Genomic DNA, 24,887 nt, shown 5'->3' with positions numbered 1-24,887 from the left:
CGAGCCGCAAGGCGAGCCACCCAAGACCATCGCAACCCACTACAGCGACGACCCCGGCCGCAACCTCAGCCCCGCGACGACCCGAACCCTCGCGATTGCGTCCGAAGGCAGGTTCAAGCGAAGCGAGAACCTGATCGCGCAGCGAGCCGCAAGGCGAGCCGAAGCGATGCAGCAATCGCACGTTTTGTCCGCCGAAGGGAGGGCCCCCAGGGCCCGACCGCCAAGGACAAAACAAAAAACTAATGCGCAGCGTCCTGCCAGGTTCGGCCGGTGCCCATGGAGATGCTCAGGGGGGCGCGCAGCTCGTAGGCGCCGGCCATCTCGGTGCTGACGAGGGTCTTGAGGGTGTCGAGCTCTCCGGCGGCGACCTCGAAGACGAGTTCGTCGTGGACCTGGAGGAGCATGCGGGAGGTGAGGCCGGCGTCGCGGAGGGCGCGGTCGACGTTGAGGCTCGCGACCTTGATGATGTCGGCGGCGGAGCCCTGGATGGGGGCGTTCAGGGCCATGCGCTCGGCCATCTCGCGGCGCTGCCGGTTGTCGGAGTTGAGGTCGGGCAGGTAGCGGCGGCGGCCGAGGATGGTCTCGGTGTAGCCGTCCTGGCGGGCCTTGGCGACGATGTCGCGGAGGTAGTCGCGGACGCCGCCGAACTGCTCGAAGTACTCCTCCATGAGGCCGCGGGCCTCGTCGGGGGAGATCCGCAGCTGCTGGGAGAGGCCGTAGGCGGACAGGCCGTAGGCGAGGCCGTAGTTCATGGCCTTGATGCGGGCGCGCAGCTCGGAGTCGATCTGCTCGGGCGGGAGGCCGAAGACGCGGGACGCGGTGATGGTGTGGAAGTCGGCGCCGGAGCCGAACGCCTCCAGGAGCGCGTCGTCCTCGGAGAGGTGCGCCATGATGCGCAGCTCGATCTGGGAGTAGTCGGCGGTGAGGAGGGACTCGTAGCCCTCGCCGACGACGAACGCCTCGCGGATCTGGCGGCCCTCGGCGGTGCGGATCGGGATGTTCTGCAGGTTCGGGTCGGTGGACGACAGCCGGCCCGTCGCGGCGATCATCTGGTTGTAGGTGGTGTGGATGCGCCCGGCGTCGTCGAGCATCGGGATGAGGGAGTCGACGATGCTCTTGAGCTTGGCGACCTCGCGCCAGCGCAGGATGTGCTCCAGGACGGGGTGGCCGTCCTTCTCCAGGAGGGTCGTGAGGGCCTCGGAGTCGGTGGTGTAGCCGGTCTTGGTGCGCTTGGTCTTGGGCAGGTTCAGCTCGTCGAACAGGACCTGCTGGACCTGCTTGGGCGAGCCGAGGTTGAAGTCGTGGCCGACGGCGTTGTGGGCGAGCTGCTCCTGCTCCTTGACCTGCCCGCCGAGGGACGCCGACAGGTGCGCGAGGTGGTCGGCGTCGACGGCGATGCCCGCGCGCTCCATGTCGGCCAGGACGCCCACGAGGGGCAGTTCCACCTCGTGGAGGAGGCGGGTGGCGCCGCGCTTCTCGAGGTCCTTGTCGAGGATGTCGGCCAGTTCGGTGACGGCGCGCGCGCGGACCGCGAGGGCCTCGGCCGCCTCCTCCTCGCCGGAGCCGTCCAGGGTGAGCTGCCCCGAGTCCTCGGTTTCGCTGCGCAGCTCGCGGTGCAGGTAGCGCAGGACGAGGTCGGCGAGGTCGAACGTCCGCTGGCCGGGGAGCGCGAGGTAGGCGGCGAGCGCGGTGTCGCTGGTGACGCCGGCGAGGGACATGCCGCGCGCGGCGAGCGCCAGCATCGGGCCCTTGGCCTCGTGGACGGCCTTGGGCCGCGCCGGGTCGGCGAGGTAGGCGGCGAGGGCGCGCTCGTCGTCCTCGATCAGCTCGGCCGGGTCGAGGTGGACCGCCGGCCCCTTCTTGGACGCCAGCGCCAGCGCGGTGATCTCGCCGGTGCCGCGGCCCCAGCTGCCGGTGACGGCGACGCCGAGGCGGTCGCCCGCGTTGGCGTCCAGCCAGGCGCCGAGCGCGCCGGGTTCGAGCGCGTCCAGGTCGACCTCGAAGCCCTCGTCGGCCTCGGGCTCGGCCGCCGACAGCGACGCGTACAGGCGCTCGCGCAGGACGCGGAACTGCAGCGAGTCGAACAGGGTGTGGATCTCCTCGCGGTCCCACTGGCCCATGGACAGCTGCGGCGGCATCAGCTCCAGGCCGACGCCGGTGTCGAGCTTGTTGATCTGCTGGTTGCGCAGCACCCCGGCGAGGTGCTCGCGCAGGTTGTCGCCCGCCTTGCCCTTGATCTCGTCGACGCGGGCGACGAGGGTGTCGAGGTCGCCGTACTTGGTCAGCCACTTCGCGGCGGTCTTCGGGCCGACGCCGGGGACGCCGGGCAGGTTGTCGCTGCTCTCCCCCACCAGCGCGGCCAGCTCGCGGTAGCGCTCGGGCGGGACGCCGTACTTGGCCTCGACGGCGGCCGGGTCCATCCGGGCGAGCTCGGACACGCCGCGCACCGGGTACAGGATCGTGACGTGCTCGTTGACGAGCTGGAACGCGTCCCGGTCGCCGGTGACGACCAGGGTCTCCATGCCCGCCTCGGTGGCCTGGACGGACAGCGTGGCGATGATGTCGTCGGCCTCGAAGCCGGCGACCGACATGCGCGGGATGCGCAGGGCGTCCAGCACCTCGAAGATCAGGCTGACCTGGCTGCGGAACTCGTCGGGGGTCTTCTGCCGCCCCGCCTTGTACTCCACGTACTGCTCGTGCCGGAACGTCGGCTCCGACCGGTCGAACGCCACCGCGATGTGGGTCGGCTGCTCGTCCCGCAGGACGTTGATGAGCATCGAGGTGAAGCCGTACACGGCGTTGGTCGGCTGCCCGTCGGTGGTGGAGAAGTTCTCCACGGGCAACGCGAAGAACGCCCGGTAGGCCAGGGAGTGCCCGTCGAGCAGGAGAAGCCGGTCACGCTTGTCAGGGGTCGCTGGTGTCGTTGCCACACCAGGACTCTAGTCTGCGCGTACGACAGTTTTGTGGAGGCGTAAGTGACTGACACCGGTGGGATGTCCCCGGAGCAAGCGGCCGCGGAGATCAACTCCGGCGAGAGGTTCGACGGGCACGGCGACCTGGCCAAGGCCATGGGCGTCGAGTACCTGGAGGTCTCGGCGGAGCGCGTCGTGGGCCGGATGCCGGTCAAGGGCAACACCCAGCCGTACGGGCTGCTGCACGGCGGGGCCTCCTGCGTGCTCGCCGAGACGCTCGGCTCGACGGGGTCGGCGATCCACGCCGGTCCCGGACGCGTCGCCGTGGGCATCGAGATCAACGCCACCCACCACCGGTCCGCGACCGAGGGGTTCGTGACGGGCGTCGCGACCCGCGCGCACGGCGGCCGCACCCTCGCCACCTACGACATCGTCATCACCGACGACCAGGACCGGCGGGTCTGCACGGCGCGGCTCACGTGCATGCTGCGCGACGCGCCGCCGAGGGCCTGATCCGCCGCGCGATCCGCGCTTTCTTTGCGGGCCGCGCCCCGGGGTCGGTAGCGTGATCGGAGCGGCCCGGGGTCACCGAGTAGACAACGTACGCGCCCGGGGAAGGTTCGTACGGCCCCAAAGGTGACCCCGGGTCAACGCATGTCCGGGTCCCCGCCGGACGCTTCCCTGCCGGACGACACCGGCGTGGGTTCGTGACCGGTTGCGGTTGCGTTGCGAAACGGGATCACCGGTTCATTCCCGTCCCCGGCCGGTCGTACGTTCCGGACCATGCGCCACCACCGCACGCGCACCCGACCGGCCGCCGTCGCCGCCCTCACCGGGGCGCTCGCGCTCACCGCGGCCCTCGCGCCCACCGGCTGCTCCGGCTCCGGAGACGGCGACTCCCTCCCCACCTACAAGATCCCCGCCGAGACCGCGCGGGAGGGCGAGTCCGTGCCCGCCGGCAAGACCGCCCGCAGCGCCGACATGAGCTTCACCGTGATCGGCTTCAGCGGCGCCATGACCGACGTCATGGGAACCCACGCCGCGATGGACGCCAAGGGCGCCTTCACGCGCGTCCGCGTCCTCGCCGTCAACACCGGCCGCGACATCCAGGTCTTCGACACCTGGAAGCAGCGGCTCGTCACCGCCGACGGCAGGACGTACTCCCCCGACGTCAACGCCACCATGATCAAACGGCAGCCGGAGCGGCTATCGGTCGGGGCGGCCATGCGCGTCGAGTTCGACCTCTGGTTCGACATCCCGCGCGGCGCCAAGACGAAGGCCATCCGCCTCTACGGCTCCCCGCCGGTCGGCGCGGTGAGCGACCCGTCCCCCGCCGAGATCGCGCTCCCCTGAACGCGGCGGCGCCCGCCAGGCCCGGTCTCGTCCGGGCCTGGCGGGCGCACACAGCGTCGGATGCCCGCTAGCTCGACTCCTCGCCGTTCTCGGCGGGCTCGGCCTTCGCCGCGTCCGCCGGAGCGGCGTCCGGCTCGGCGGCGGCGTCCGGCTTCACGGCGGGGTCCGCCGTGACCGACTCGCCGGCGCCGAGGTAGGCGGCGCGGACCTGCGGGTCGTCCAGCAGATCGGCCGCCGGCGCCGACTTCACGACCCGGCCCGTCTCCAGGACGTACGCGCGGCTCGCGATCTGCAGCGCCTGCTGGGCGTTCTGCTCCACCAGCAGCACCGTCGTGCCGCGCCGGTTGATCTCCTCGATGATCGAGAAGATCTGCTGCACCAGCATCGGCGCGAGGCCCATGGACGGCTCGTCCAGCAGCAGCACCTTCGGCTTGGCCATCAGCGCCCGCCCGATCGCGAGCATCTGCTGCTCGCCGCCGGACATCGTGCCGCCCGCCTGCGACTTGCGCTCGGCGAGCCGCGGGAACAGCTCGTACGCCTCGGCCAGCTCCTTCGACGCGCTGTCCCGGCGGGCGTAGGCGCCCATCAGGAGGTTCTCCTCCACGGTCATCCCGGGGAAGATCCCGCGCCCCTCCGGCGCCTGCCCGATGCCGACCGACACCCGCTTGTGCCCGGCCATCCGGCTGATGTCCTGGCCGTCGAAGCGGATCGCGCCCGACGTCAGGCTCCGCAGCCCGGAGATCGTCTTCAGCGTGGTCGTCTTCCCGGCGCCGTTGGCGCCGATCAGCGTCACGATCTCGCCCTCGTCCACGGACACCGAGATGCCCTTGAGCGCGGCGATCTTTCCGTAGTGGACGTGGATGTCCTCGATCTCAAGAAGCATCGGCCGGAGCCCCCAGATACGCCTCGATCACCCGCGGGTCGTTCTGCACCTCGGCCGGGAGGCCGTCGGCGATCTTCTGCCCGAAGTCCAGCACCGCGACCCGGTCGCTGATCCCCATCACCAGGCTCATGTCGTGCTCGATGAGCATAACGGTGACCCCGGTGTCGCGGATCTTGCGGATCAGGTCCTGCAGCGCCACCTTCTCCGCCGGGTTCATGCCCGCCGCCGGCTCGTCCAGCAGCAGCAGCTTCGGGTTCGTGCCCAGCGCCCGCGCGATCTCCAGCCGGCGCTGGTCGCCGTACGGCAGGTTCTTCGCGGCCTCCTCGGCCCGGTGCGGGATGCCCACCAGCTCCAGCAGCTCGCGGGCCCGCTCGCGGCCCTGCCGCTCCTCGCGGTGGAACCACGGCAGCCCCAGCGCCGCGCCGGCGAGCCCCGTCCGGTGGTGGGCGTCCGTGCCCACCAGGACGTTCTCCAGCGCGGTCATGTTGTGGAACAGCCGCACGTTCTGGAACGTCCGGGCGACGCCCATCTTCGTCACGATGTAGCGCTTCTTGCCGTCGATGCGCTTGCCGTCGAACACCACCGAGCCCTCCGACGGCCGGTAGACGCCGGTGGTCACGTTGAACACCGTCGTCTTGCCCGCGCCGTTCGGGCCGATCAGCGCGAAGATCTCCCCCTCGCGGATGGTGATCTCCACCTTGTTCAGCGCCACGACGCCGCCGAACCGCATCACGACATCGCGCAGCTCCAGGACCGGCCTGCGCTCGTCCGTCCCGCTCACTTGCCCACCTCCGCGGCCTCGGACTGACCCGGCCCGGCGACCTCGGCGCCCATGCTGCCCATGCCGCCGGTGCCCTCCGCCAGTTCGGCCTTGCGCCGCCGCGACGGCCACAGCCCCTCCGGACGGAAGATCATCATCAGCACCAGCGCGCCGCCGAAGATCAGCATGCGGTACTCGTCCAGGAACCGGAACCGCTCGGGCAGCCACGCCACCACGAACGCGCCCAGGATCGCGCCCGGGATGTTCCCCGAGCCGCCCAGCACGACCGCCGCCAGGATCAGCGCCGACACGATGAACTCGAAGTTCGCCGGGAGGATCGACGTCTGCTTCGCGGCGAACACGACGCCGCCGCTGCCGCCGATGGCCGCGCCGATCGCGAACGCCGCCAGCTTGAACTTGAACGTCGGGACGCCCATCAGCTCCGCCGCGTCCTCGTCCTCGCGGATCGACGCCCAGGCCCGGCCGACGCGCGAGGCGTCCAGCCGCCGGACGAAGATGATCGCGATCACGATGAACGCGAGCAGCAGGTAGTAGTACGGCCGCGTGTCCAGCAGCCCGTACTTCAGCGGCTGCACGCCGAGGATCTCGAACTCCGACAGCGACGGCGGGTGCGGGATGCCCTGCACACCGCGCGGGCCGTTCACGAACGAGCTGTTGTTCGCCGTCCGCTTGACGATCTCACCGAAGCCGAGCGTGACGATCGCCAGGTAGTCGCCCCGCAGCCGCAGCGTCGGAGCGCCCAGGATCACCCCCGCCAGCGCCGAGAACAGGATCGCCAGGACCAGCGTCTCCCAGAAGCTCCAGTGGTACCGCACCGCGAAGATCGCGATGGTGTAGCCGCCGACCGCGTAGAACGCGACGTAGCCGAGGTCCAGGAGGCCGGCCATGCCGACCACGACGTTCAGGCCCAGCGCCAGCAGCACGTAGATGGCGATCTGGTCGCTGAGCATCGACGGCCAGCTCGCGCCGCTCGGCGCCATGAAGCTGCCGATCGCCTCGCTCGGCAGGAAGACCGCGCCGACGATGAGCAGGACGTAGACCGCCCAGCGCTGCCAGCCGGGGGCGCCCGCCCACCAGTCCCGCAGCGGATCGAGGGAGAGGCCGGAACCGCGCCGGCCCGCCTTGCCGTTCTTCGTCTTCGAAAGGTTCATGCGCGCGCCTGCTGGAGAGACTCACCGAGGATGCCGGTGGGACGGAACATCAGGACCAGGATCAGCACGGTGAACGCGACCACGTCCCGCCACTGCGAACCGAACAGGCTCGAACCGTACATCTCGAGCAGCCCGAGGACGAACCCGCCCGCGAGCGCGCCGCGGATGTTGCCGATCCCGCCGAGGACCGCCGCCGTGAACGCCTTGATGCCGAGCAGGAACCCGACGAAGTAGTTCGTCTGCTCGAAGCGCAGGAAGTACAGCGCCGCCGCGACGCCCGCCATGACGCCGCCGACCACGAACGTCACCGACACGACGCGGTCGATGTTGACGCCCATCAGCACGGCCGTCTCCGGGTCCTGCGCCGTCGAGCGGATGCCGCGGCCGAGCTTCGTCCGGTTCACGAACTGGTCGAGCGCCACCATCATCAGCACCGCGCCGACGAAGATGATCAGCTTGTCGTTGCTGATCTGGATGGGGCCGAAGTCGACCACGTTCGTCAGCTGCTTGAAGTGCTCGTCGACGGGCAGCCGGCCGCCCTCCTTCGAGGTTCCGAACACCCGGTGCACGACGACCGTCGCGAACAGCTGCTGGATGAAGATCGACGCCCCGATGGCCGAGATCAGCGCGGCCAGCCGGGACGCGCCCCTTTTTCGGAGCGGCCGGTACGCCGTCACCTCCAGGAGCATTGCGCTGCCGGCCGTGACCGCGCCGGCCACCACCGCGGTCAGCGCGACGACGCCGATGAGCGCGAAACCGCCCACGGTGCCGACACCGAGCGAGCGCACCGTCCACAGGGCGGCGAAGGTACCGACCATGAAGATGTCGGCATGCGCGAAGTTGATCAGCCTCAGCACGCCGTAGACCATCGTGTAGCCCAGCGCCAGCAGCGCGTAGATCGCGCCGAGCGCCAGACCGTCGATGGTCGACGGCCAGAATTGATTGATGAAGTCGTCGAGCACCTTGGGGTCGCCTTAATCAGAGAAGGAGCGGGAGCGCTGTAGCGCTCCCGCTCCCGCGCCATCAGGGGGTCTCGTCAGGGGCGCTGGTGACGCCTAGGAGACCTTCGCTTCGTTGCTCTTGCCGAGCAGCGGCAGCTGGTTGTCCTTCACCTCGTAGACGTAGATGTCCTGGGTCGCGAGCTCGCCGTTCTCCGCGAACTTGATCTGCTTGCCGACGCCGGGGACGTCCACGCTCTTGAGGAAGTCGTTGATCTCCTCGGGCTTGGTCTTGCCGCCCTTGACCGCCTCGATGAGCGCCGTCGCGGCGTCGAAGCCCTCGGTCGAGTAGATCGCGACCTCCGAGCCGAACTTCGCCTTGTAGTCGTCGGCGAACTTCTTGGCCTTCGGGTTGGTCTTGCCGGTCGGGTCGATGAGGCAGCCGCAGCTGATCAGCGTGCCCTGGGCGTTCTTCTGCCCGGTGCCCTCGATCAGGCCGGTGGCGAGCGAGCCGTCGCCCGACATCATCTTGCCGGTGTAGCCGCCCTCGCGCAGTTGCTTGAACAGCCGGCCCGCGACCGCGTAGTAGCCGCCGAAGTACACGAAGTCGGGCTTGAACTCGTTGATCTTGTTGACCGTCGAGGAGTAGTCGGTGCCCTTGTCGTCGACCGCGTCGTTCTGGGTCTGGGCGCCCTTGGCCTTCACGGCCTTCTCGATGGCGTCCGCGAGGCCCTTGCCGTAGTCCTGGTTGTCCGACACCAGGAAGACCTTCTTGGCGCCGGAGTTCATCACGAAGTCGGCGACGCCGGTGCTCTGCGCCGCGTCGTCGGCCACCACGCGGTGCCAGAACTTCCAGCCCTTCTCCGCGAGCGTGATGTTCGTCGCCGACGGCGACACGCTCGGGATCTTGGCCTCCTCCAGGATCGGGCCGACGCTCTGCGACTCGCCGGAGAACGCCGGGCCGATCAGGCCGGCGATCTTGTCGTTCTTGACCGCGGCCAGCGCCAGCGAGGTCGCCTGCTCCGGCTTGCCCTGGCTGTCATAGGTCTTGAGCTTGATCTTGACCTTGGGGTTCGTGGCGTTGTACTGCTCGATGGCCAGCTGCGCGCCCTGCTTGGGCGGGATCACCAGGCCCGAGTTCTCACCGGTCAGGTCGCCCATGAACCCGATCGTGACCTCGTTGCCGCTGCCACCGGAGTCGCCGTCGTCACTGCAGGCCACGGCGCTGAGCGCGAGCGCCGCGCTCACCGCCACCGCGCCGGTGATCCTCATCTTGTTGCGCCGCAAGGTGCCCAACCTTTCCATCCGGATCCGGGAGGGGATCGGGTACGAGTCATGTCCCGACGCCGAACCTAGGGAAAGGAAAACGGTCAGTCAGGGACCAGCTATGTCGTACACCGTCGAGCCACCCCGAAACAGGACCCCCGGATCGAAGGGTTACTTGTTCGTTACTCCCCTGTGCCCATCCGATACCCGCAATTGCCTGGGACGATTACGGAGAGTAACGACCATGGGGCAGTCCACGGCCCGTGGTTGGACCTTGACAACGCGCCGATCGGCGGTGACGCGGGGTCACTCGGCGGCGGACTCGTCCCTCTCGCCGGACGCGCCCGCGACGACGGCCTCCGCGACGGCCCGCATCGTGAGCCGGCGGTCCATCGAGGTCTTCTGGATCCAGCGGAAGGCCTCCGGCTCGGACCACCCGTGCGCCTGCTGCAGCAGCCCCTTCGCGCGGTCGACCACCTTGCGCGTCTCCAGCCGCTCCTGCAGCCCCGCGACCTCGGCCTCCAGCGCCCGCAGCTCGGTGTAGCGGCTCACCGCCATCTCGATCGCCGGCGCGAGGTCGGTCTTGGAGAACGGCTTGACGAGGTAGGCCATCGCCCCGGCGTCGGTCGCCCGCTGGACGAGTTCGCGCTGGGAGAACGCGGTGAGGATCACCACCGGCGCGATCCGGTCCGCGGAGATCCGCTCGGCCGCCGAGATCCCGTCCAGCACCGGCATCTTCACGTCCAGGATCACGAGGTCGGGCTTGAGCTCCCCGGCCAGCCGCACGGCGGCCTCGCCGTCCCCCGCCTCCCCGACGACCTCGTAGCCGTCCTCCTGAAGCATCTCCTTGAGGTCCAGCCGGATCAGGGCCTCATCTTCCGCGATCACAACTCGCCGAGCGCTCTCCACGCGCACGAGCCTACCGAAACCCGCTACCCTGGTCCCCGCGAGGGTTCCCCGACGCGCCCCGTTCCCTACGCCGCCTAGCTGTCCGGATTATCCGGATAAATGCCCCGATAGCCCAATGGCAGAGGCAATGTGCTCAAACCACATCAAGTGTGGGTTCGAATCCCACTCGGGGCACCGCTGACGAACCGCCGTCCGACCGGACGGCGGTTTTTTCGTCCCGCCGGAGCCGCGTCTCGGCCGTCCGGTTGGCCGGAGCGTCGTGGAAATGAGATCGGGTGGTGATGCAAGGGGCCGGGCACCGCGCGGGGTGCGGGTCGCGCGGTGCCCGGCGGGGCGGATGGCTCAGTGCTGGACGGCGATGGCGTCGCCCAGGGTGTGGACGCGGAGGGCGTTGGTGGAGCCCGGCGTGCCGGGCGGTGAGCCGGCGACGACGACGACCTTGTCGCCCTTCTGGCAGCGGCCGAGTTCGAGGAGGGCCTGCTCCACCTGGCCGAACATCGCGTCGGTGTGGTCGACCTGCGGGACGATGAAGGTCTCGACGCCCCAGACGTGCGCGAGGCGGCCGCGGACGGCGGGGACCGAGGTGAAGGCCAGCAGCGGGATCGGGGAGCGGTAGCGCGACAGGCGGCGGGCCGTCTCGCCGGACATCGTGAACGCGGCGAGGGCCTCGGCACCGACGATGGCGCCGACCTCGGCGGCGGCGCGGGCGATGGCGCCGCCGACGGTCTCGGGCATGCGCTCCAGGGTGTGGGTGGCGTGCAGGACGGCCTGCTCGGCGGTCTGCACGATGCGGCTCATCGTCAGGACGGACTCGATGGGGTACTGGCCGACGCTGGTCTCGCCGGACAGCATGACGGCGTCGGCGCCCTCGAAGACCGCGTTGGCGACGTCGGAGGTCTCGGCGCGGGTGGGACGCGGCGCGGAGATCATCGATTCGAGCATCTGGGTGGCGACGATGACCGGGCGGGCCTTCTCGCGGCACAGCTCGATGGCGCGCTTCTGCACGATCGGGACCTGTTCGAGCGGGAGCTCGACGCCGAGGTCGCCGCGGGCGACCATGATGCCGTCGAAGGCGGCGACGATCTCGGGCAGGCGCTCGACGGCCTGCGGCTTCTCGATCTTGCCGATGAGGGGGACGCGGACGCCCTCCTCCTCCATGATCTGGTAGCAGATGTCGGCGTCGGCGGGGGTCCGCACGAAGGACAGGGCGACGAGGTCGACGCCGAGGCGCAGGGCCCAGCGCAGGTCGGTCTCGTCCTTCTCGGTGAGGGCGGGGACGCTGACCGGGACGCCGGGCAGGTTGAGGCCCTTGTTGTCGGAGACCATGCCGCCGACGGTGACGGTGGTGCGGACGCGCGTGCCGTCGACGTCGACGACCTTGAGGGCGACGCGGCCGTCGTCGATGAGGACGGTGTCGCCGGGGCTGACGTCGCCCGGCAGGCCCTGGTAGGTGGTGGACACCTCGCGGCGGGTGCCGGGGACGTCGTCGGTGGTGATGGTGAACTCGTCGCCGAGCGTGAGCCGTACCGGCCCGTCGGGGAAGCGGCCGATGCGGATCTTGGGGCCCTGCAGGTCCGCCAGGATGCCGACGCCGCGGCCGGTGGCGTCGGCGGCCGCCCTGATCCGGTGGAAGACCTCCTCGTGGACGGCGTGGTCGCCGTGGCTCATGTTGAGGCGCGCGACGTCGATACCGGCCTCGACGAGGGCGTTGATCTGCTCGGTGCTGGAGCAGGCGGGACCGATGGTGCTGACAATCTTCGCTCGACGGGTCACGTGCACAACCGTACTTAGTTACTTGTCGGTACGGATATTCGTGCAGGATATGGTCGCCCGCGGTTCACCGATTGGTCTAGGTCAGAGGTCTAGACCACATGTGGCCCCGGTCAGCGCTTGAACGCCTCGACGGCCGCCTGGCAGAACGCCTTGAGATCGTCGGGCTTGCGGCTGCTGACGAGGGTGTTGGGCCCGTCCTCGCAGATCTGTACCTCCTCGTCCACCCAGTCGGCACCCGCGTTGCGCAGATCGGTCTGGAGACTGGGCCAGGACGTCATGGTGCGGCCGCGCACGACGTCCGCCTCCACGAGGGTCCACGGCCCGTGGCAGATGACGGCGACGGGCTTGCCGGCGTCGAAGAAGGACTTGGCGAACGCGACGGCCTTGGGGTCGGTGCGCAGGAAGTCGGGGTTGGCGACGCCGCCCGGCAGGACGAGCGCGTCGAACTCGGTGTGGTCGGACACGTCGACCGTGGTGTCGACGGGGAAGGTGTCGCCCTTGTCCAGGTGGTTGAACGCCTGGAGGCGGCCGGACTGGGTGGAGACCAGGCGCGGGGTGCCCCCGGCCTGCTCCACGGCCGTCCAGGGCTCGGTCAGCTCGACCTGCTCGGTGCCCTCGGGGGCGCAGAGGAAGGCGACGGTGCTGCCCTGAAGATCGTTCGACATGGTTTCTCCTGAAATGGCGGGTTTCTCTGGCCCCTGCCCGAAGGAGCGGGTGGTATGCAGGAGGAATGGGTCACACCGTCCCCCGGCCCCCGCCGGCGAGCTCCGCCCGGCCGGACTACCGCGAGTACCCGGTGCCGGGGCTGGCCTGCGCGTGGACGTCGGCGCTGCCGCCGGACGCGGAGCCGTTCGTCCAGCGCGTGGTGCCGGACGGGTGCGTCGACCTCATGTGGTCGGAGGCCGGGATCCTCGTGGCGGGCCCGGACACCGGGCCGCTCCCCGCGGCGATGCGCCCGGGCGCGGCGGTGGTGGCGGTGCGGTTCCGGCCGGGGACGGCGCCGCCGGTACTGGGCGTCCCGGCGGACGCGGTCCGGGACGCGCGGGTCCCGCTGCGGGAGCTGTGGGGCGCGGAGGCCGACCGGCTGGCCGCGGACGTCGCGGCGGCGGGCGACCGGCGGGCGGCGCTCGTCACGGCGGTGCGGGAGAGGCTGGGGCCGCCCGACCCGCTCGTCCCGGCGGTGGTGGCGGGGGTGGCCCGCGGCCGGGTGCGGGACGTGGCGGACGGCCTCGGCATCGGCGAGCGCCAGCTGCGGCGCCGTTCGCTGGCGGCGTTCGGGTACGGGCCGAAGACGCTGCAGCGGGTGCTGCGGTTCCAGCGGGCGCTGCGGCTGGCGCGGGCCGGCGGGGCGCTGGCGGACGTGGCGTACACGGCGGGCTACGCCGACCAGGCCCATTTCGCGCACGAGGTGCGGGACCTGGCGGGCGAGCCCGTCGGGAACCTGCTGTGAGTCAGGGCTTGAGCCGGCCGTAGGCGCGGAGCGTCAGGAGCCGCTCGACGGTGACGAAGCCGCGCCATTCGGGCCGGGTGACGGGCGTCCAGCTGGGGAAGGCGATGTCCCAGCCGCCGTCGTCGGCCTGGTCGTCGATGAGGGCGTCCAGCCGGGCATCGATGACGTCGTCGGCATAGAGGCGGCGCCCGTGGCCGCCGGGGGCCGGGGCGAAGTCGAGGACGTCCTGGTGGTCGCTGTGCGCGGCGGCGGCCAGGGCGTCCCGGACGCGGGTGAACGCGGCCTCGGCGCGGTCGCGGTCGGGGACGTGGTCGAGGAACATCAGGATCGCGAGGACGTCGTAGGGCCCGGGTTCGGTGTCGAAGTCCTCCAGGTGGCGCCAGCAGAAGGCGGTGGCCTGGGCGAGCCAGGGGTGGGCTGATCCGGCCCGGTGGAGCATCCCGGCGAGCGTCGCGGTGGGGTTGATGCTCGCGGGCGGGTCGTCGGGCGTCTGCCACCAGGGGCCATGCGGGGCGTCGCGGACGGTCGGCAGCGCGAACGGCACTCCCCCGCCGTCCCGGGTGATGGAGGCGAGGTAGCCGGCCACGCGGTCGACGGCGGGGTCGCGGTCGGCGCCGGCCTCGTGCAGGAACTGGAGGGCGTGCTGGGCGGGGACGGGCTGGCTGCCCGCCCCGCGCAGGTCGGGTTCGAGGGCGTGGCCGTAGCCGCCGTCGGGGTTCTCGTAGGCCCGGAGCGCGGCGACGACGGGGGCGGCGGGGCCGCCGCGGAAGTGGAGCGTGAACCGGTGGCGGTCGATGAGACGGCCGTTGAGCAGCATGAACCGTTCGGCGCGGGCCAGGGCGTCGGCGTGCGGGACTCTCATGGCCCCCACCCTAGGGAGGCCGGTTCCGGCCGGTCTTGTCGGAAACGGACGTCCGGGCGGGTCGCGGTGGGCCCGGCCACCCCAGCGGTGGGTGGCCGAGCCCCTGAGTCCCGCGTTGCGGGGTGCGGGAGCGCGCGGCCCGCGCGGCGCGCCGGGAGTGTGCGGTCCCGGCGCCGCGTGAACCCTGGCGGGACGCTAGCCGACCGGTCCCAAGACCACAAGGGGGGCCGAGGTCACGACCGTTTTCACCGGAACCGCGACTGTGGTCTGCTATGCGTCATGAGTGATCCCCTAGACGAACGTGACAGGGCCGGTGAGCCGCTCGCGGTGGTGGCGCGGGAGGCGGGGTCGTATCTGGACGGCCTGCGGGAGCGTCCCGTCCACGACGGCTCGAAGGACGCGCTGCTCGACGAGCTGGACGGTCCGCTGCCCGCCGCCGGGGACGGCGCGGTGGCGGCGGTGGAGCGGCTCGTCCGGATCGGGACGGCGGCGGCGACGCACTCGTCCGGGCCGCGGTTCTTCCACTTCGTGGTGGGCGGGTCGACGCCGGCGGCGATGGCGGGCGACTGGACCGCGTCCCTGCTGGACCAGGCGGCCGGGCTGTGGCTCACGTCGCCGCTGGCGGCGCGGGCGGAGACGGTCGTGCTGCGCTGGCTGAAGGAGCTGTTCGGGCTGCCCGCCTCGTACGGGGGCGTGCTGACGCCGAGCGCGACGCTCGCGCACGTGACGGGCCTGGCGAGCGCGCGGTCCTGGTGGGCGGAGCGGTACGGCGTGGACGTCGCGTCGCGGGGCCTGTCCGGGCTGCCGGCCATGCCGGTGTTCAGCAGCGGGCTGGTGCACGTCAGCACCCGGAAGGCGCTGCAGATCCTCGGCTGCGGCCGGGACACGCTGCGCACGTTCGCGCGCGACGACGCCGGGCGCGTCGACCTCGCCGCGATGGACGAGGCCCTGGCCCGGGTCGGCGGGCGCGCCGTGGTCGTGGCGAACCTCGGCGAGGTCAACACCGGCGACTCCGACCCGATCGCGGACCTCGCGGACCTGGCCGAGCGGCACGGCGCCTGGCTCCACGTGGACGGGGCGTTCGGGCTGTTCGCGGCGCTGAGCCCGCGTACCGCGCACCTCGCCCGCGGGGTGGAGCGGGCCGACTCGGTGACGGCGGACGGGCACAAGTGGCTGAACGTCCCGTACGAGAGCGGGTTCTCGTTCGTCCGGGACCCCGCCGGGCTGAGCCGCGCGTTCGGCGCGTGGGGCGCGGCGTACCTGCCGGACGCCGACGGGGAGCGCGTCAACTACAACATGCTGGGCCCGGAGTCGTCGCGGCGGGCGCGGGCGCTGCCGATCTGGGCGACGCTGCGCGCCTACGGCCGGGACGGCTACCGGGAGATGGTGGAGCGCCACCTCGACGTGGCCGCGCACCTCGGCGCCCTCGTCGAGGCGGCGCCCGACCTGGAGCTGCTGGCGCCCGTCCAGCTGTGCATCGCGTGCTTCCGGTACCGCCCGGAGGGCGTCCCCGAGGAGCGGCTCGACGCGCTGAACGCGCGCCTGGGCGAGGCCCTGCTCGCCGACGGCCGCGTCTACGCGGGGACGAGCACCTACCGGGGCATGACGGTGTTCCGCCCCGCACCGCTCAACTGGCGCACGACGAAGGCCGACGTGGAGCAACTGGTGCACGTTCTCCGCGAACTCGGCCCCACCATCGAGGCGTGACCGCCGTGCCTCAGACCATCTCGGAGGAGACGGTCAGCCGGGAGCCGAGCAGCGCCTCCAGGGACCGGTGCGCGATCTCCAGGTCGGCGCAGGGCGGGTCTCCGGTGACGCGGACGTGGTCCTGCCGCTCCGCGCCCGTCTCGTCGGTCCAGGAGACGAGGAAGCGCACCGCCCAGCCGTCCCCCTTCGACCCGAAGACCGCCTCGGCGATGCGGCCGGCGTCCAGCAGCCAGTTGCCCTCCCGCTGGAGCAGTTCCCGACTCACGGGGGCTCTCAGTCCGGTACCGGGATCCCGCACGGGACGATCTTGGGGGCGTCCGAATGGTAGCGGGACCCTCGGACGAGAGCTCCGCTTTCTCAGGTCGCGCAGTCGTTCCAGGAGGCGGTCTCGTCGAGTTCGTCGAAGGGCTGGGTGAGGCTGTACCAGCAGCCGGAGTCGTCGCGGAAGACGGCCTCGATGCCGTACGGGCGCTTCTCCGGCTTGTGGACGAACTCGACGCCCCGGGCGGACAGCCGCTCGTACTCGGCCTCGCAGTCGTCGGTGTTGAACGCGCCGGCGCCGAGGACGCCCTTGGCGATGAGCGCCTTCATCTGCGCGGCGGAGTCGGGGTCCATGGTGGGCGGTCCGGGGACCATGAGGGCGAGGCTGAGGTCGGGCTGCCCCTCGGCGCCGACGGTGACCCAGCGCATCCCGCCCTCGCCGAGGGTCAGGTCGTCGCGGACCTCCAGGCCGAGCTTGCCGGTGAAGAACGCGAGGGCGGAGTCCTGGTCGAGGACCCAGACGGTGGCCAGTCCCAGCTTCGTGATCATGTTGCCTCCCTGGTGGGCGGGTTCCGGGTGTTCACGCTAGGGGGCCGGGAGGCGGGCGGCCTTCTCGAAAGTTGCTCAGCGGCCGCGGAAGCCGCCCGCCCAGAGCAGCACGTAGCAGCCGGGGATGGCGGCGGCCCCGCCGGTGCGGGCGCGGCGGCGGAACTCGGTCGGCGTCATGCCGGTCTGCTGCTTGAAGCGGGTGCAGAACGTGCCGAGGCTCGTGAAGCCGACGAGCATGCAGATCTCGGTGACGGTCAGGTTGGCGGTGCGCAGCAGGTCCTGGGCGCGTTCGATGCGGCGGCGGGCGAGGTAGGCGCCGGGGGTCTCGCCGTAGACCTCGCTGAACAGCCGGACGAAGTGGTAGCGGGAGTAGCCGGCGCGGGCGGCGACGGCGGCGACGTCGAGGGGCTCGGCCCATTCGCGGTCCATGGCGTCCCGGGCGATCCGCATCCGCCGCAGCACGCCGGTGTCCAGCACGGGGGCCGTGTTCCGCATGCTCCCCATGCTCGCACGAAGGCCCTGGAGGGACGTCCCTCCAGGGCCTTCGGTGCGGTGCGCTCAGGCGATCGGGCGCGCCGTCGGCGGGATCGGGTACGGCAGGTCGGTCCGGCCGGTGAGGTAGGCGTCGACGCCGTGCGCGGCGGCGCGTCCCTCGGCGATCGCCCAGACGATCAGGGACTGGCCGCGGCCCATGTCGCCCGCGGCGTACACGCCGTCCACGGACGTCTTGTAGTCGCCGTCGCGGACCACGTTGCCGCGCTGGTCGAGCTCGACGCCGAGCTGCTCCAGCAGGCCCTCGCGCTGCGGGCCGAGGAAGCCCATGGCGAGCGTGACCAGCTCCGCGGGGATCTCCCGCTCGGTGCCCTCGACCGGCGCGAACCGGGTCTCGGGGCCGCCGACCTCGACCAGCCGCAGCGCGCGGACGTTGCCGTCGGCGTCGCCGGCGAACTCGGTGGTGGAGACGGCGTACACGCGGTCGCCGCCCAGGTCGGCCAGCTCCTCGTGGGCGCTCTCCACCTTGAACAGCATCGGGTACGTCGGCCACGGCTGGGAGTCCGGGCGGGACTCCGGGGGCCGCGGCATGATCTCCAGCTGGGTGACGGACGCGGCGCCCTGCCGGATCGCGGTGCCGATGCAGTCGGCGCCGGTGTCGCCGCCGCCGATGACCACGACGTGCTTGCCCTTCGCGGAGATCGGCGACTCGTCGTAGTCGCCCTCCTGCGCCTTGTTGGACGGCGGCAGGTACTCCATCGCCTGGTAGACGCCCTTGAGGTCGCGTCCGGGGACGGGCAGGTCGCGCCACGCGGTGGCGCCGCCCGCGAGGACGACCGCGTCGTAGCGCTCGCGCAGCTCGTCGGCGGTGACGTCGACGCCCACGTTCACCGAGGTCTTGAAGGCGGTGCCCTCGGCGCGCATCTGGGCGAGGCGCCGGTCGAGGTGCCGCTTCTCCATCTTGAACTCGGGGATGCCGTAGCGCAGCAGGCCGCCGACGCGGTCGGCGCGCTCGTACACCGTGACGTCGTGGCCGGCGCGGGTGAGCTGCTGCGCGGCGGCGAGGCCCGCGGGCCCGGAGCCGACGACCGCCACCGTCTTGCCCGTCTTCACGGCGGGCGGCTGCGGGCGCACCCAGCCCTCCGCGAACGCCCGGTCGATGATCTCGACCTCGACCCGCTTGATCGTCACCGGGTCCTGGTTGATGCCGAGGACGCAGGCGCTCTCGCACGGGGCGGGGCACAGCCGCCCGGTGAACTCGGGGAAGTTGTTGGTGGCGTGCAGCCGCTCGATCGCCTCCCGCCAGTCCTTGCGGTAGACGAGGTCGTTCCACTCGGGGATCAGGTTGCCGAGGGGGCAGCCCTGGTGGCAGAACGGGATGCCGCAGTCCATGCAGCGGCTCGCCTGCTTCTCCAGCCGGTCGGTGCCGAAGTCCTCGTAGACCTCCGACCAGCTCTTGATCCGCACGTCGACCGGGCGGCGCTTCGGGAGCTCCCGCCGGACGGTCAGGAAACCCTTCGGGTCAGCCATGTGGAGTCCCCCTCTCAGCTCTGCGCCGCGGACATGACGGCCTCGTCGACGTCGCGGCCCTCGGCCTCGGCCTTGGCCATGGCGTCCAGGACGCGCCGGTAGTCGCGCGGCATGATCTTGGTGAAGCGGGCGGCGGCCGCGTCCCAGCCGTCCAGCAGCCGGCGGGCGACGGCCGAGCCGGTCTCCGCCAGGTGCCGCTCGACCAGCGTCCGGACGAACTCCGCGTCGCCGGCGTCGAGCGGTTCCAGGTCGACCATCTCGCCGTTGACCCGCTCGGGCACCAGGTCCAGGACGTAGGCGATGCCGCCGGACATGCCGGCCGCGAGGTTGCGCCCGGTCCGGCCGAGGATCACCGCGCGGCCGCCGGTCATGTACTCGCAGGCGTGGTCGCCGACGCCCTCGACGACGGCGGTGGCGCCGGAGTTGCGGACGCAGAACCGCTCCCCGACGACGCCGCGGGCGAACAGCTCGCCGGACGTCGCGCCGTACAGGATGACGTTGCCGCCGATGATCTGCTCCTCGGCCGCGAACCCGGCGTCCGCCGGGGGCGCCAGCGTGAGCCGCCCGCCGGACAGGCCCTTGCCGACGTAGTCGTTGGCGTCGCCGACGAGCCGCAGCGTGATGCCGCGGGGCACGAACGCGCCGAACGAGTTGCCCGCCGACCCGGTGAAGGTGACGTCGATCGTGCCGTCGGGCAGGCCCGCGCCGCCCCACTTCTTGGTCAGCTCGTGGCCGAGCATCGTGCCGACCGTCCGGTTGACGTTGCGGATCGGCAGTTCCAGCTTGACCGGGTCGCCGAACGAGAGCGCGCCCTCGGCGAGCTGGATCAGCGTGTTGTCGAGCGCCTTCTCCAGCCCGTGGTCCTGCACGGCGGTGCGGCGCAGCGACGCGCCGTCCGCGACCTCGGGGGCGTGCAGGATCGGGGCGAGGTCCAGGCCGGACGCCTTCCAGTGGTCGACGGCCTCGCGCATGTCGATCATCTCGACGTGCCCGATCGCCTCGTCCAGCGAGCGGAACCCGAGGGCCGCCAGGTACTCGCGGACCTCCTCGGCGACGAACTCGAAGAAGTTCACCACGAACTCGGGCTTGCCGGAGAACCGCTGCCGCAGCACCGGGTTCTGGGTGGCGACGCCGACGGGGCAGGTGTCCAGGTGGCAGACCCGCATCATGACGCAGCCCGACACCACCAGCGGCGCCGTCGCGAAGCCGTACTCCTCGGCGCCGAGGAGGGCGGCGACGACGACGTCCCGGCCGGTCTTCATCTGCCCGTCGGTCTGCACGACGATGCGGTCGCGCAGGCCGTTGAGCAGCAGCGTCTGCTGCGTCTCGGCGAGGCCCAGCTCCCAGGGGGCGCCGGCGTGCTTCAGCGACGTCAGCGGGGACGCGCCGGTGCCGCCGTCGTGCCCGGAGATCAGCACCACGTCGGCGTGCGCCTTGGACACCCCGGCCGCGACCGTGCCGACCCCGACCTCGGCGACGAGCTTGACGTGCACGCGCGCCGCCGGGTTGGCGTTCTTCAGGTCGTGGATGAGCTGCGCCAGGTCCTCGATCGAGTAGATGTCGTGGTGCGGCGGCGGCGAGATGAGGCCGACGCCGGGCGTGGAGTGCCGGGTCTTGGCGATCCACGGGTAGACCTTGTGGCCGGGCAGCTGGCCGCCCTCGCCGGGCTTGGCGCCCTGCGCCATCTTGATCTGGATGTCGTCGGAGTTGGTGAGGTACTCCGAGGTCACGCCGAACCGGCCGGACGCGACCTGCTTGATGGCGCTGCGCCGCAGGTCGCCGTTCTCGTCCGGGGTGAAGCGCGCCGGGTCCTCGCCGCCCTCGCCGGTGTTGGACTTGCCGCCGAGCCGGTTCATCGCGATCGCGAGGGTCTCGTGCGCCTCCGCGGAGATGGACCCGTACGACATCGCGCCGGTGGAGAACCGCTTGACGATCTCCGAGACCGGCTCGACCTCCTCGATCGGCACCGGCTCCCGCTCGCCCTCCTTGAGCTTGAACAGCCCGCGCAGCGTCATCAGCTTCTCGGCCTGCGCGTCGACCGTGGAGGTGTACTCCTTGAAGATCTCGTAGCGGCGGGTGCGGGTGGCGTGCTGGAGCTTGAACACCGTGTCCGGGTTGAACAGGTGCGGCTCGCCCTCGCGGCGCCACTGGTACTCGCCGCCGACCTCCAGGGTGCGGTGCGCGAGGTCGTTGCCGCCCGGCGGGTAGGCGCGGGCGTGCCGCTGCGCGACCTCCCGGGCCAGCACGTCGAACCCGACGCCGCCGAGCCGGGACGTGGTGCCGGTGAAGCAGCGCGCCACGACGTCCTCGCCGAGGCCGATCGCCTCGAAGATCTGCGCGCCGGTGTAGGACGCGACCGTGGACACGCCCATCTTCGACATGACCTTCAGGACGCCCTTGCCGTACGCCTTCACGAGGTTCCGGACGGCCTTCGCCGGGTCCAGGCCCTCGATCGCCCCGCCGCGGACCAGGTCCTCGACGGTCTCGATCGCCAGGTACGGGTTGATCGCGGACGCGCCGTACCCGATGAGCAGCGCCATGTGGTGGCACTCGCGGGCCTCGCCCGTCTCGATCACCAGGCCGGTCCGGGTGCGGGTCTTCTCCCGGATGAGGTGGTGGTGGACCGAGCCGGTGAGCAGCAGCGACGGGATCGCGGCGCGGGCGGAGTCGGCGCCGCGGTCCGACAGCACGATGATGCGGGCGCCGGCGGCGATGGCCCGGCTCACCTCGGAGTTGATCTCCTCCAGGCGCGCCTCCAGGGCCTCTCCCCCGCCGGCGACCTCGTACAGGCCCTGCACGACGTGGGCCTGCAGGTGCGGCAGCGAGCCCTCGTCGTCGATGTGGATGATCTTGGACAGCTCGTCGTTGTCCAGGATGGGGGTGGGCAGGACGAGCCGGCGGCACGAGTCCGGGCCGGGCTCCAGGAGGTTGCCCTCCGGGCCGAGCGTGGACTGCAGCGAGGTGACGAGCTCCTCGCGGATCGCGTCCAGCGGCGGGTTCGTGACCTGCGCGAACAGCTGCTTGAAGTAGTCGAACAGCAGCCGCGGCCGCTCCGAGAGCACCGCGATCGGGGTGTCGGTGCCCATCGACCCGATCGGCTCGGCGCCCGTCTTCGCCATCGGCGTCAGGATGATCCGCTGCTCTTCGAGGGTGTAGCCGAACGTCTGCTGCCGCCTGACCAGCGTCTCGTGCGTCGGGATCTCCCGCTCGCGCTGCGGCAGCTCCTCGAAGCGGACGAGGCCCTCGTGCAGCCACTCGCCGTACGGGTGCTCGGCGGCCAGCTCGGCCTTGACCTCGTCGTCCTCGACGATCCGCCCGGCGGCGGTGTCCACGAGGAAGATCTTGCCGGGCTGGAGCCGGCCCTTGCGGACGACCTTGCTCGCCGGGATGTCGAGCACGCCGGCCTCGCTGGCCAGCACGACCAGGCCGTCGTCGGTCACCCAGTACCGGCCGGGGCGCAGCCCGTTGCGGTCCAGGACGGCGCCGACCACGGTCCCGTCGGTGAAGCTGACGCTGGCGGGGCCGTCCCACGCCTCCATCAGCGTGGAGTGGAACTCGTAGAAGGCCCGGCGGGCCGGGTCCATCTCGGTGTGGTTCTCCCACGCCTCCGGGATCATCATCAGCACCGCGTGGGGCAGCGACCGGCCGCCGAGGTGCAGCAGCTCCAGGCACTCGTCGAACGAGGCGGTGTCGGACGCCTCGATGTCGATCACCGGGAAGATCCGGGACAGGTCGCCGGGCAGCAGGTCCGACTTCAGCAGCGCCTCGCGGGCCCGCATCCAGTTCCGGTTGCCCTTCACCGTGTTGATCTCGCCGTTGTGGGCGATGAACCGGTACGGGTGGGCCAGCTCCCAGGCGGGGAACGTGTTGGTCGAGAACCGCGAGTGCACCAGGGCGATCGCGCTGGTGAAGCGGCGGTCCGACAGGTCGGGGAAGAACGGCTCCAGCTGCGGGGTCGTCAGCATCCCCTTGTAGACGATCGTGCGGCTGGACAGGCTCGGGAAGTACACCCGGACGTCCTGCTCGGCGCGCTCGCGCATGCAGAACACCGCGCGGTCCAGCTCCAGGCCGGTCTTGCCCGCGTGCGGGCCGCCGGCGGCGGGGGCGATGAACAGCTGGGCGAAGTGCGGCATGACGCGCCGCGCGGCCGGGCCGGTGAAGTCGGGGTCGTGCGGCAGCTCGCGCCAGCCGAGAACCGTCAGGCCCTCCTCGACGCACAGCGTCTCGATGTGGGCGACCGCCGCCGCGCGCTCGGCGGCGTCCGCCGGGAGGAAGGCGATCCCGGCCGCGTACGCGCCGGCGTCGGGCAGCGGGAAGCCGCAGACCTCGCGGAAGAACGCGTCCGGGAGCTGGACGAGGATGCCGACGCCGTCGCCGTCGTCCGGCTCCGCGCCCACCGCGCCGCGGTGGTCGAGGTTCTTCAGCACGGTCAGGGCGTTCTCGACGATCTCGTGGCTCTTGCGGCCGTGCATGTCGGCGACCATGCCGACGCCGCAGGCGTCGTGCTCGTTCGCCGGGTCGTACAGCCCCTGGGCATCGGGGCGGCCCTGTACGCGGGCAGCAGGTGTGAAGGCAGCTGCGGCCATCAACCCTCCCGTCGTCGTCTCGTGTCACTGCTTCGGTGTCAGTGCAGTCGTGGGACGACGTTGGCCCTGCTGCGGTGAGATGACATTACATCACTGTCGGGAACATGCCCGACTGCACCGGATCGCGAAACTTACCCGCGGCGATCCGAGCGCATGCCATCTCGGAGTGGTTTAGACCAAGGCTAGTGGCGGGTTCGGGGCGGGCATTGCGCTGACCTGCGTGAGCATCATCACCGGGTCGGGACGTTTACCCCGAAATTCGGGTGATCTACCGAAATTTTCCGTCGTCCGCGGCCACTCGGACGCACTCGGGGCGGGTCACCCGGACGCGGCTCATTCGGACGCGCGGGCGGCGCGGCCGAGCACCGCCGGGGACTTGCCGCCCTCGATCAGCAGCGACAGCAGCGTCTCGTCGGTCTCGGTGCCCTTGCCGTCCAGCCGCTCCGCCCACGAGACCACGGCGAAGTGGCCCATGGCGAGGCCCCGCGCCATGCCGAAGCCGCGGCCGAAGTCGTCCAGCGGCTCGGGGGCCTCCAGCGGCCGGACGAAGCCGGCGCCGATCGTGTGCTCCAGCCGGGCGACGAACCGGTCCGCGTCCGCCGAGCTGTTCAGGTTGAACACCGTGACGGCCAGCCCGTAGCCGCGCTTCGGGTCGGAGTAGATGCCCCGCGCCGCCTGGGTGCAGCCGCCCTTGCCCAGCTCGGCGCCCACGCTGCCGCCCCACACGGCGGCGGCGCAGTCGGCGTCGAGCCGCTTCGCGCGCAGCTTCACCTTGACCTCGCCGTCGGGGACGGCCAGCGTCGCCGCGTCCGCCGGGAACGCCTCCGCCGCCGTCAGCGGCTCGGGGTCGGACCCGCGGGCGGCGATCCCGCCGTACGCCGACGTCGAGGGCGAGCTGGAGTAGGAGGTCGGGGACGGTCCGTTCCCCGCCGGCTTCCCGATCTTGGCGTTCGCCGCGCTGCCCGCCGCGGGACCGTTCCCGTCGCGGAACACCACGACGGCGGCGAGCCCGATCAGCACGAGCACGCCGAGCGCGGCGGCCGCGCCGAAGTACAGCTTCGGGCCGAGCGCGGCGACGCGGCCCGCGAGCCCGCCGGGCGCCGCCGGCTCACCCGCCTGGGCGGGCCGTTTCGGCCGTTTGGGCTGCTCGGACCGGCCGGGCCGGCCCTGCCGCTTCGCCTTGCCGGGCCGCTTCGGCCCGCGCCCGCCGGGACGGGGAGGCGGGACGGCCTCGTACGGCTCGCCGTACGGCTCCTCGTACCGCTCGTCGTACCGCTCGTCATAGGCGGGCTCGGCGTAGGGGGCCGGCTCGTACGGAGCCTCGGCATAGGGCGGCGGCACGTCGTCGTAGGGCGGCGCGGGAGGCGGGACGGGGCGCTCCCGGCGCGGGCCCGGATGTCCTGCACCTGGACCTGCTGGCCGGTCGCGGTCCCGACCTGCTGGAACACCTCGGTGATCAGCGTCGTCTCGATCTTCCCGGCCGA

General features: G+C 71.6%; 20 protein-coding genes and 1 tRNA gene. 5 read left to right on the top strand and 16 right to left on the bottom strand.

Annotated features, from left to right (window positions below; translation table 11 throughout):
* Positions 1-239: 239 nt before the first annotated feature.
* Positions 240-2,930: a DNA polymerase I gene (gene polA / locus AB0K34_RS29025; RefSeq protein WP_138638854.1), complete on the bottom strand. Its 2,691-nt coding sequence runs from the start codon at positions 2,928-2,930 to the stop codon at positions 240-242.
* A gap of 138 nt (positions 2,931-3,068) precedes the next feature.
* Here polA and AB0K34_RS29020 point away from each other — a divergent pair, with 138 nt between their 5' ends.
* Complete coding sequence (locus AB0K34_RS29020; RefSeq protein WP_240808137.1) at positions 3,069-3,425, top strand: hotdog fold thioesterase; 357 nt, start codon at positions 3,069-3,071, stop codon at positions 3,423-3,425.
* Positions 3,426-3,695: 270 nt separating this feature from the next.
* Positions 3,696-4,265 (top strand): DUF4352 domain-containing protein, encoded by a 570-nt coding sequence (locus AB0K34_RS29015; protein ID WP_364552112.1) that lies wholly within the window; start codon positions 3,696-3,698, stop codon positions 4,263-4,265.
* A gap of 67 nt (positions 4,266-4,332) precedes the next feature.
* On the opposite strand, the gene AB0K34_RS29010 is transcribed toward AB0K34_RS29015, so the two are convergent.
* The 6 genes from AB0K34_RS29010 to AB0K34_RS28985 form a co-directional block, all read right to left on the bottom strand.
* Positions 4,333-5,148 carry an ABC transporter ATP-binding protein gene (locus AB0K34_RS29010; protein ID WP_364552110.1) on the bottom strand — a complete coding sequence of 272 codons (816 nt, stop codon included), beginning with the start codon at positions 5,146-5,148 and terminating at the stop codon, positions 4,333-4,335.
* Positions 5,138-5,878 carry an ABC transporter ATP-binding protein gene (locus tag AB0K34_RS29005; RefSeq protein ID WP_364552131.1) on the bottom strand — a complete coding sequence of 247 codons (741 nt, stop codon included), beginning with the start codon at positions 5,876-5,878 and terminating at the stop codon, positions 5,138-5,140. The genes AB0K34_RS29010 and AB0K34_RS29005 overlap by 11 nt, the downstream gene beginning before the upstream one ends.
* Positions 5,879-5,925: 47 nt before the next feature.
* A complete protein-coding gene (locus AB0K34_RS29000; RefSeq protein ID WP_138638857.1) occupies positions 5,926-7,080 on the bottom strand; it encodes a branched-chain amino acid ABC transporter permease in 1,155 nt (384 codons plus the stop codon).
* The gene (locus AB0K34_RS28995; protein ID WP_138638858.1) at positions 7,077-8,042 is read right to left on the bottom strand and encodes a branched-chain amino acid ABC transporter permease; all 966 of its coding nucleotides are present in this window, start codon (positions 8,040-8,042) and stop codon (positions 7,077-7,079) included. The genes AB0K34_RS29000 and AB0K34_RS28995 overlap by 4 nt, the downstream gene beginning before the upstream one ends.
* Positions 8,043-8,135: 93 nt before the next feature.
* A complete protein-coding gene (locus tag AB0K34_RS28990) occupies positions 8,136-9,305 on the bottom strand; it encodes a branched-chain amino acid ABC transporter substrate-binding protein (RefSeq protein ID WP_205719440.1) in 1,170 nt (389 codons plus the stop codon).
* Positions 9,306-9,590: 285 nt separating this feature from the next.
* Complete coding sequence (locus AB0K34_RS28985) at positions 9,591-10,199, bottom strand: response regulator (RefSeq protein ID WP_274704640.1); 609 nt, start codon at positions 10,197-10,199, stop codon at positions 9,591-9,593.
* A gap of 95 nt (positions 10,200-10,294) precedes the next feature.
* Here AB0K34_RS28985 and AB0K34_RS28980 point away from each other — a divergent pair.
* Positions 10,295-10,367, top strand: a tRNA-Leu gene (locus AB0K34_RS28980).
* Between the two features lie 168 nt (positions 10,368-10,535).
* Here the strand turns inward: AB0K34_RS28980 and pyk are convergent.
* Positions 10,536-11,966 carry a pyruvate kinase gene (pyk, locus tag AB0K34_RS28975; RefSeq protein ID WP_138638859.1) on the bottom strand — a complete coding sequence of 477 codons (1,431 nt, stop codon included), beginning with the start codon at positions 11,964-11,966 and terminating at the stop codon, positions 10,536-10,538.
* 110 nt (positions 11,967-12,076) lie between these two features.
* Positions 12,077-12,631 (bottom strand): type 1 glutamine amidotransferase domain-containing protein, encoded by a 555-nt coding sequence (locus tag AB0K34_RS28970; protein ID WP_138638860.1) that lies wholly within the window; start codon positions 12,629-12,631, stop codon positions 12,077-12,079.
* 65 nt (positions 12,632-12,696) lie between these two features.
* Here AB0K34_RS28970 and AB0K34_RS28965 point away from each other — a divergent pair, with 65 nt between their 5' ends.
* On the top strand, positions 12,697-13,416 hold the full coding sequence (locus AB0K34_RS28965) for a helix-turn-helix transcriptional regulator (protein ID WP_364552107.1): 720 nt from the start codon (positions 12,697-12,699) through the stop codon (positions 13,414-13,416).
* A gap of 1 nt (position 13,417) precedes the next feature.
* Here AB0K34_RS28965 and AB0K34_RS28960 read toward each other — a convergent pair whose 3' ends face one another.
* Complete coding sequence (locus AB0K34_RS28960) at positions 13,418-14,278, bottom strand: hypothetical protein (protein ID WP_364552104.1); 861 nt, start codon at positions 14,276-14,278, stop codon at positions 13,418-13,420.
* A 279-nt stretch (positions 14,279-14,557) separates the two neighbouring features.
* Here AB0K34_RS28960 and AB0K34_RS28955 point away from each other — a divergent pair, with 279 nt between their 5' ends.
* Positions 14,558-15,985 (top strand): pyridoxal-dependent decarboxylase, encoded by a 1,428-nt coding sequence (locus AB0K34_RS28955; protein WP_364552101.1) that lies wholly within the window; start codon positions 14,558-14,560, stop codon positions 15,983-15,985.
* 10 nt (positions 15,986-15,995) lie between these two features.
* On the opposite strand, the gene AB0K34_RS28950 is transcribed toward AB0K34_RS28955, so the two are convergent.
* From AB0K34_RS28950 to AB0K34_RS28925, 6 genes are all read right to left on the bottom strand, one after another.
* Positions 15,996-16,250: a hypothetical protein gene (locus tag AB0K34_RS28950; RefSeq protein WP_364552098.1), complete on the bottom strand. Its 255-nt coding sequence runs from the start codon at positions 16,248-16,250 to the stop codon at positions 15,996-15,998.
* A 92-nt stretch (positions 16,251-16,342) separates the two neighbouring features.
* Positions 16,343-16,795: a VOC family protein gene (locus tag AB0K34_RS28945; protein WP_301176973.1), complete on the bottom strand. Its 453-nt coding sequence runs from the start codon at positions 16,793-16,795 to the stop codon at positions 16,343-16,345.
* Between the two features lie 75 nt (positions 16,796-16,870).
* Complete coding sequence (locus AB0K34_RS28940) at positions 16,871-17,290, bottom strand: helix-turn-helix transcriptional regulator (protein WP_364552095.1); 420 nt, start codon at positions 17,288-17,290, stop codon at positions 16,871-16,873.
* Positions 17,291-17,353: 63 nt separating this feature from the next.
* The gene (locus AB0K34_RS28935; RefSeq protein ID WP_301176971.1) at positions 17,354-18,817 is read right to left on the bottom strand and encodes a glutamate synthase subunit beta; all 1,464 of its coding nucleotides are present in this window, start codon (positions 18,815-18,817) and stop codon (positions 17,354-17,356) included.
* 14 nt (positions 18,818-18,831) lie between these two features.
* Positions 18,832-23,403, bottom strand: coding sequence for a glutamate synthase large subunit (gene gltB, locus AB0K34_RS28930; RefSeq protein WP_138641045.1), 4,572 nt, complete (start codon positions 23,401-23,403; stop codon positions 18,832-18,834).
* 333 nt (positions 23,404-23,736) lie between these two features.
* A complete protein-coding gene (locus AB0K34_RS28925; RefSeq protein ID WP_364552091.1) occupies positions 23,737-24,744 on the bottom strand; it encodes a hypothetical protein in 1,008 nt (335 codons plus the stop codon).
* Between the last annotated feature and the right edge of the window lie 143 nt (positions 24,745-24,887).

Origin of the sequence: Actinomadura sp. NPDC049382 (genome assembly GCF_040677125.1) — a bacterium.
In the GTDB taxonomy this organism is placed as follows: domain Bacteria; phylum Actinomycetota; class Actinomycetes; order Streptosporangiales; family Streptosporangiaceae; genus Spirillospora; species Spirillospora geliboluensis.
The sequence above is the reverse complement of the archived record's forward strand: the minus strand, read 5'-3'. Positions and strand labels throughout refer to the sequence as shown.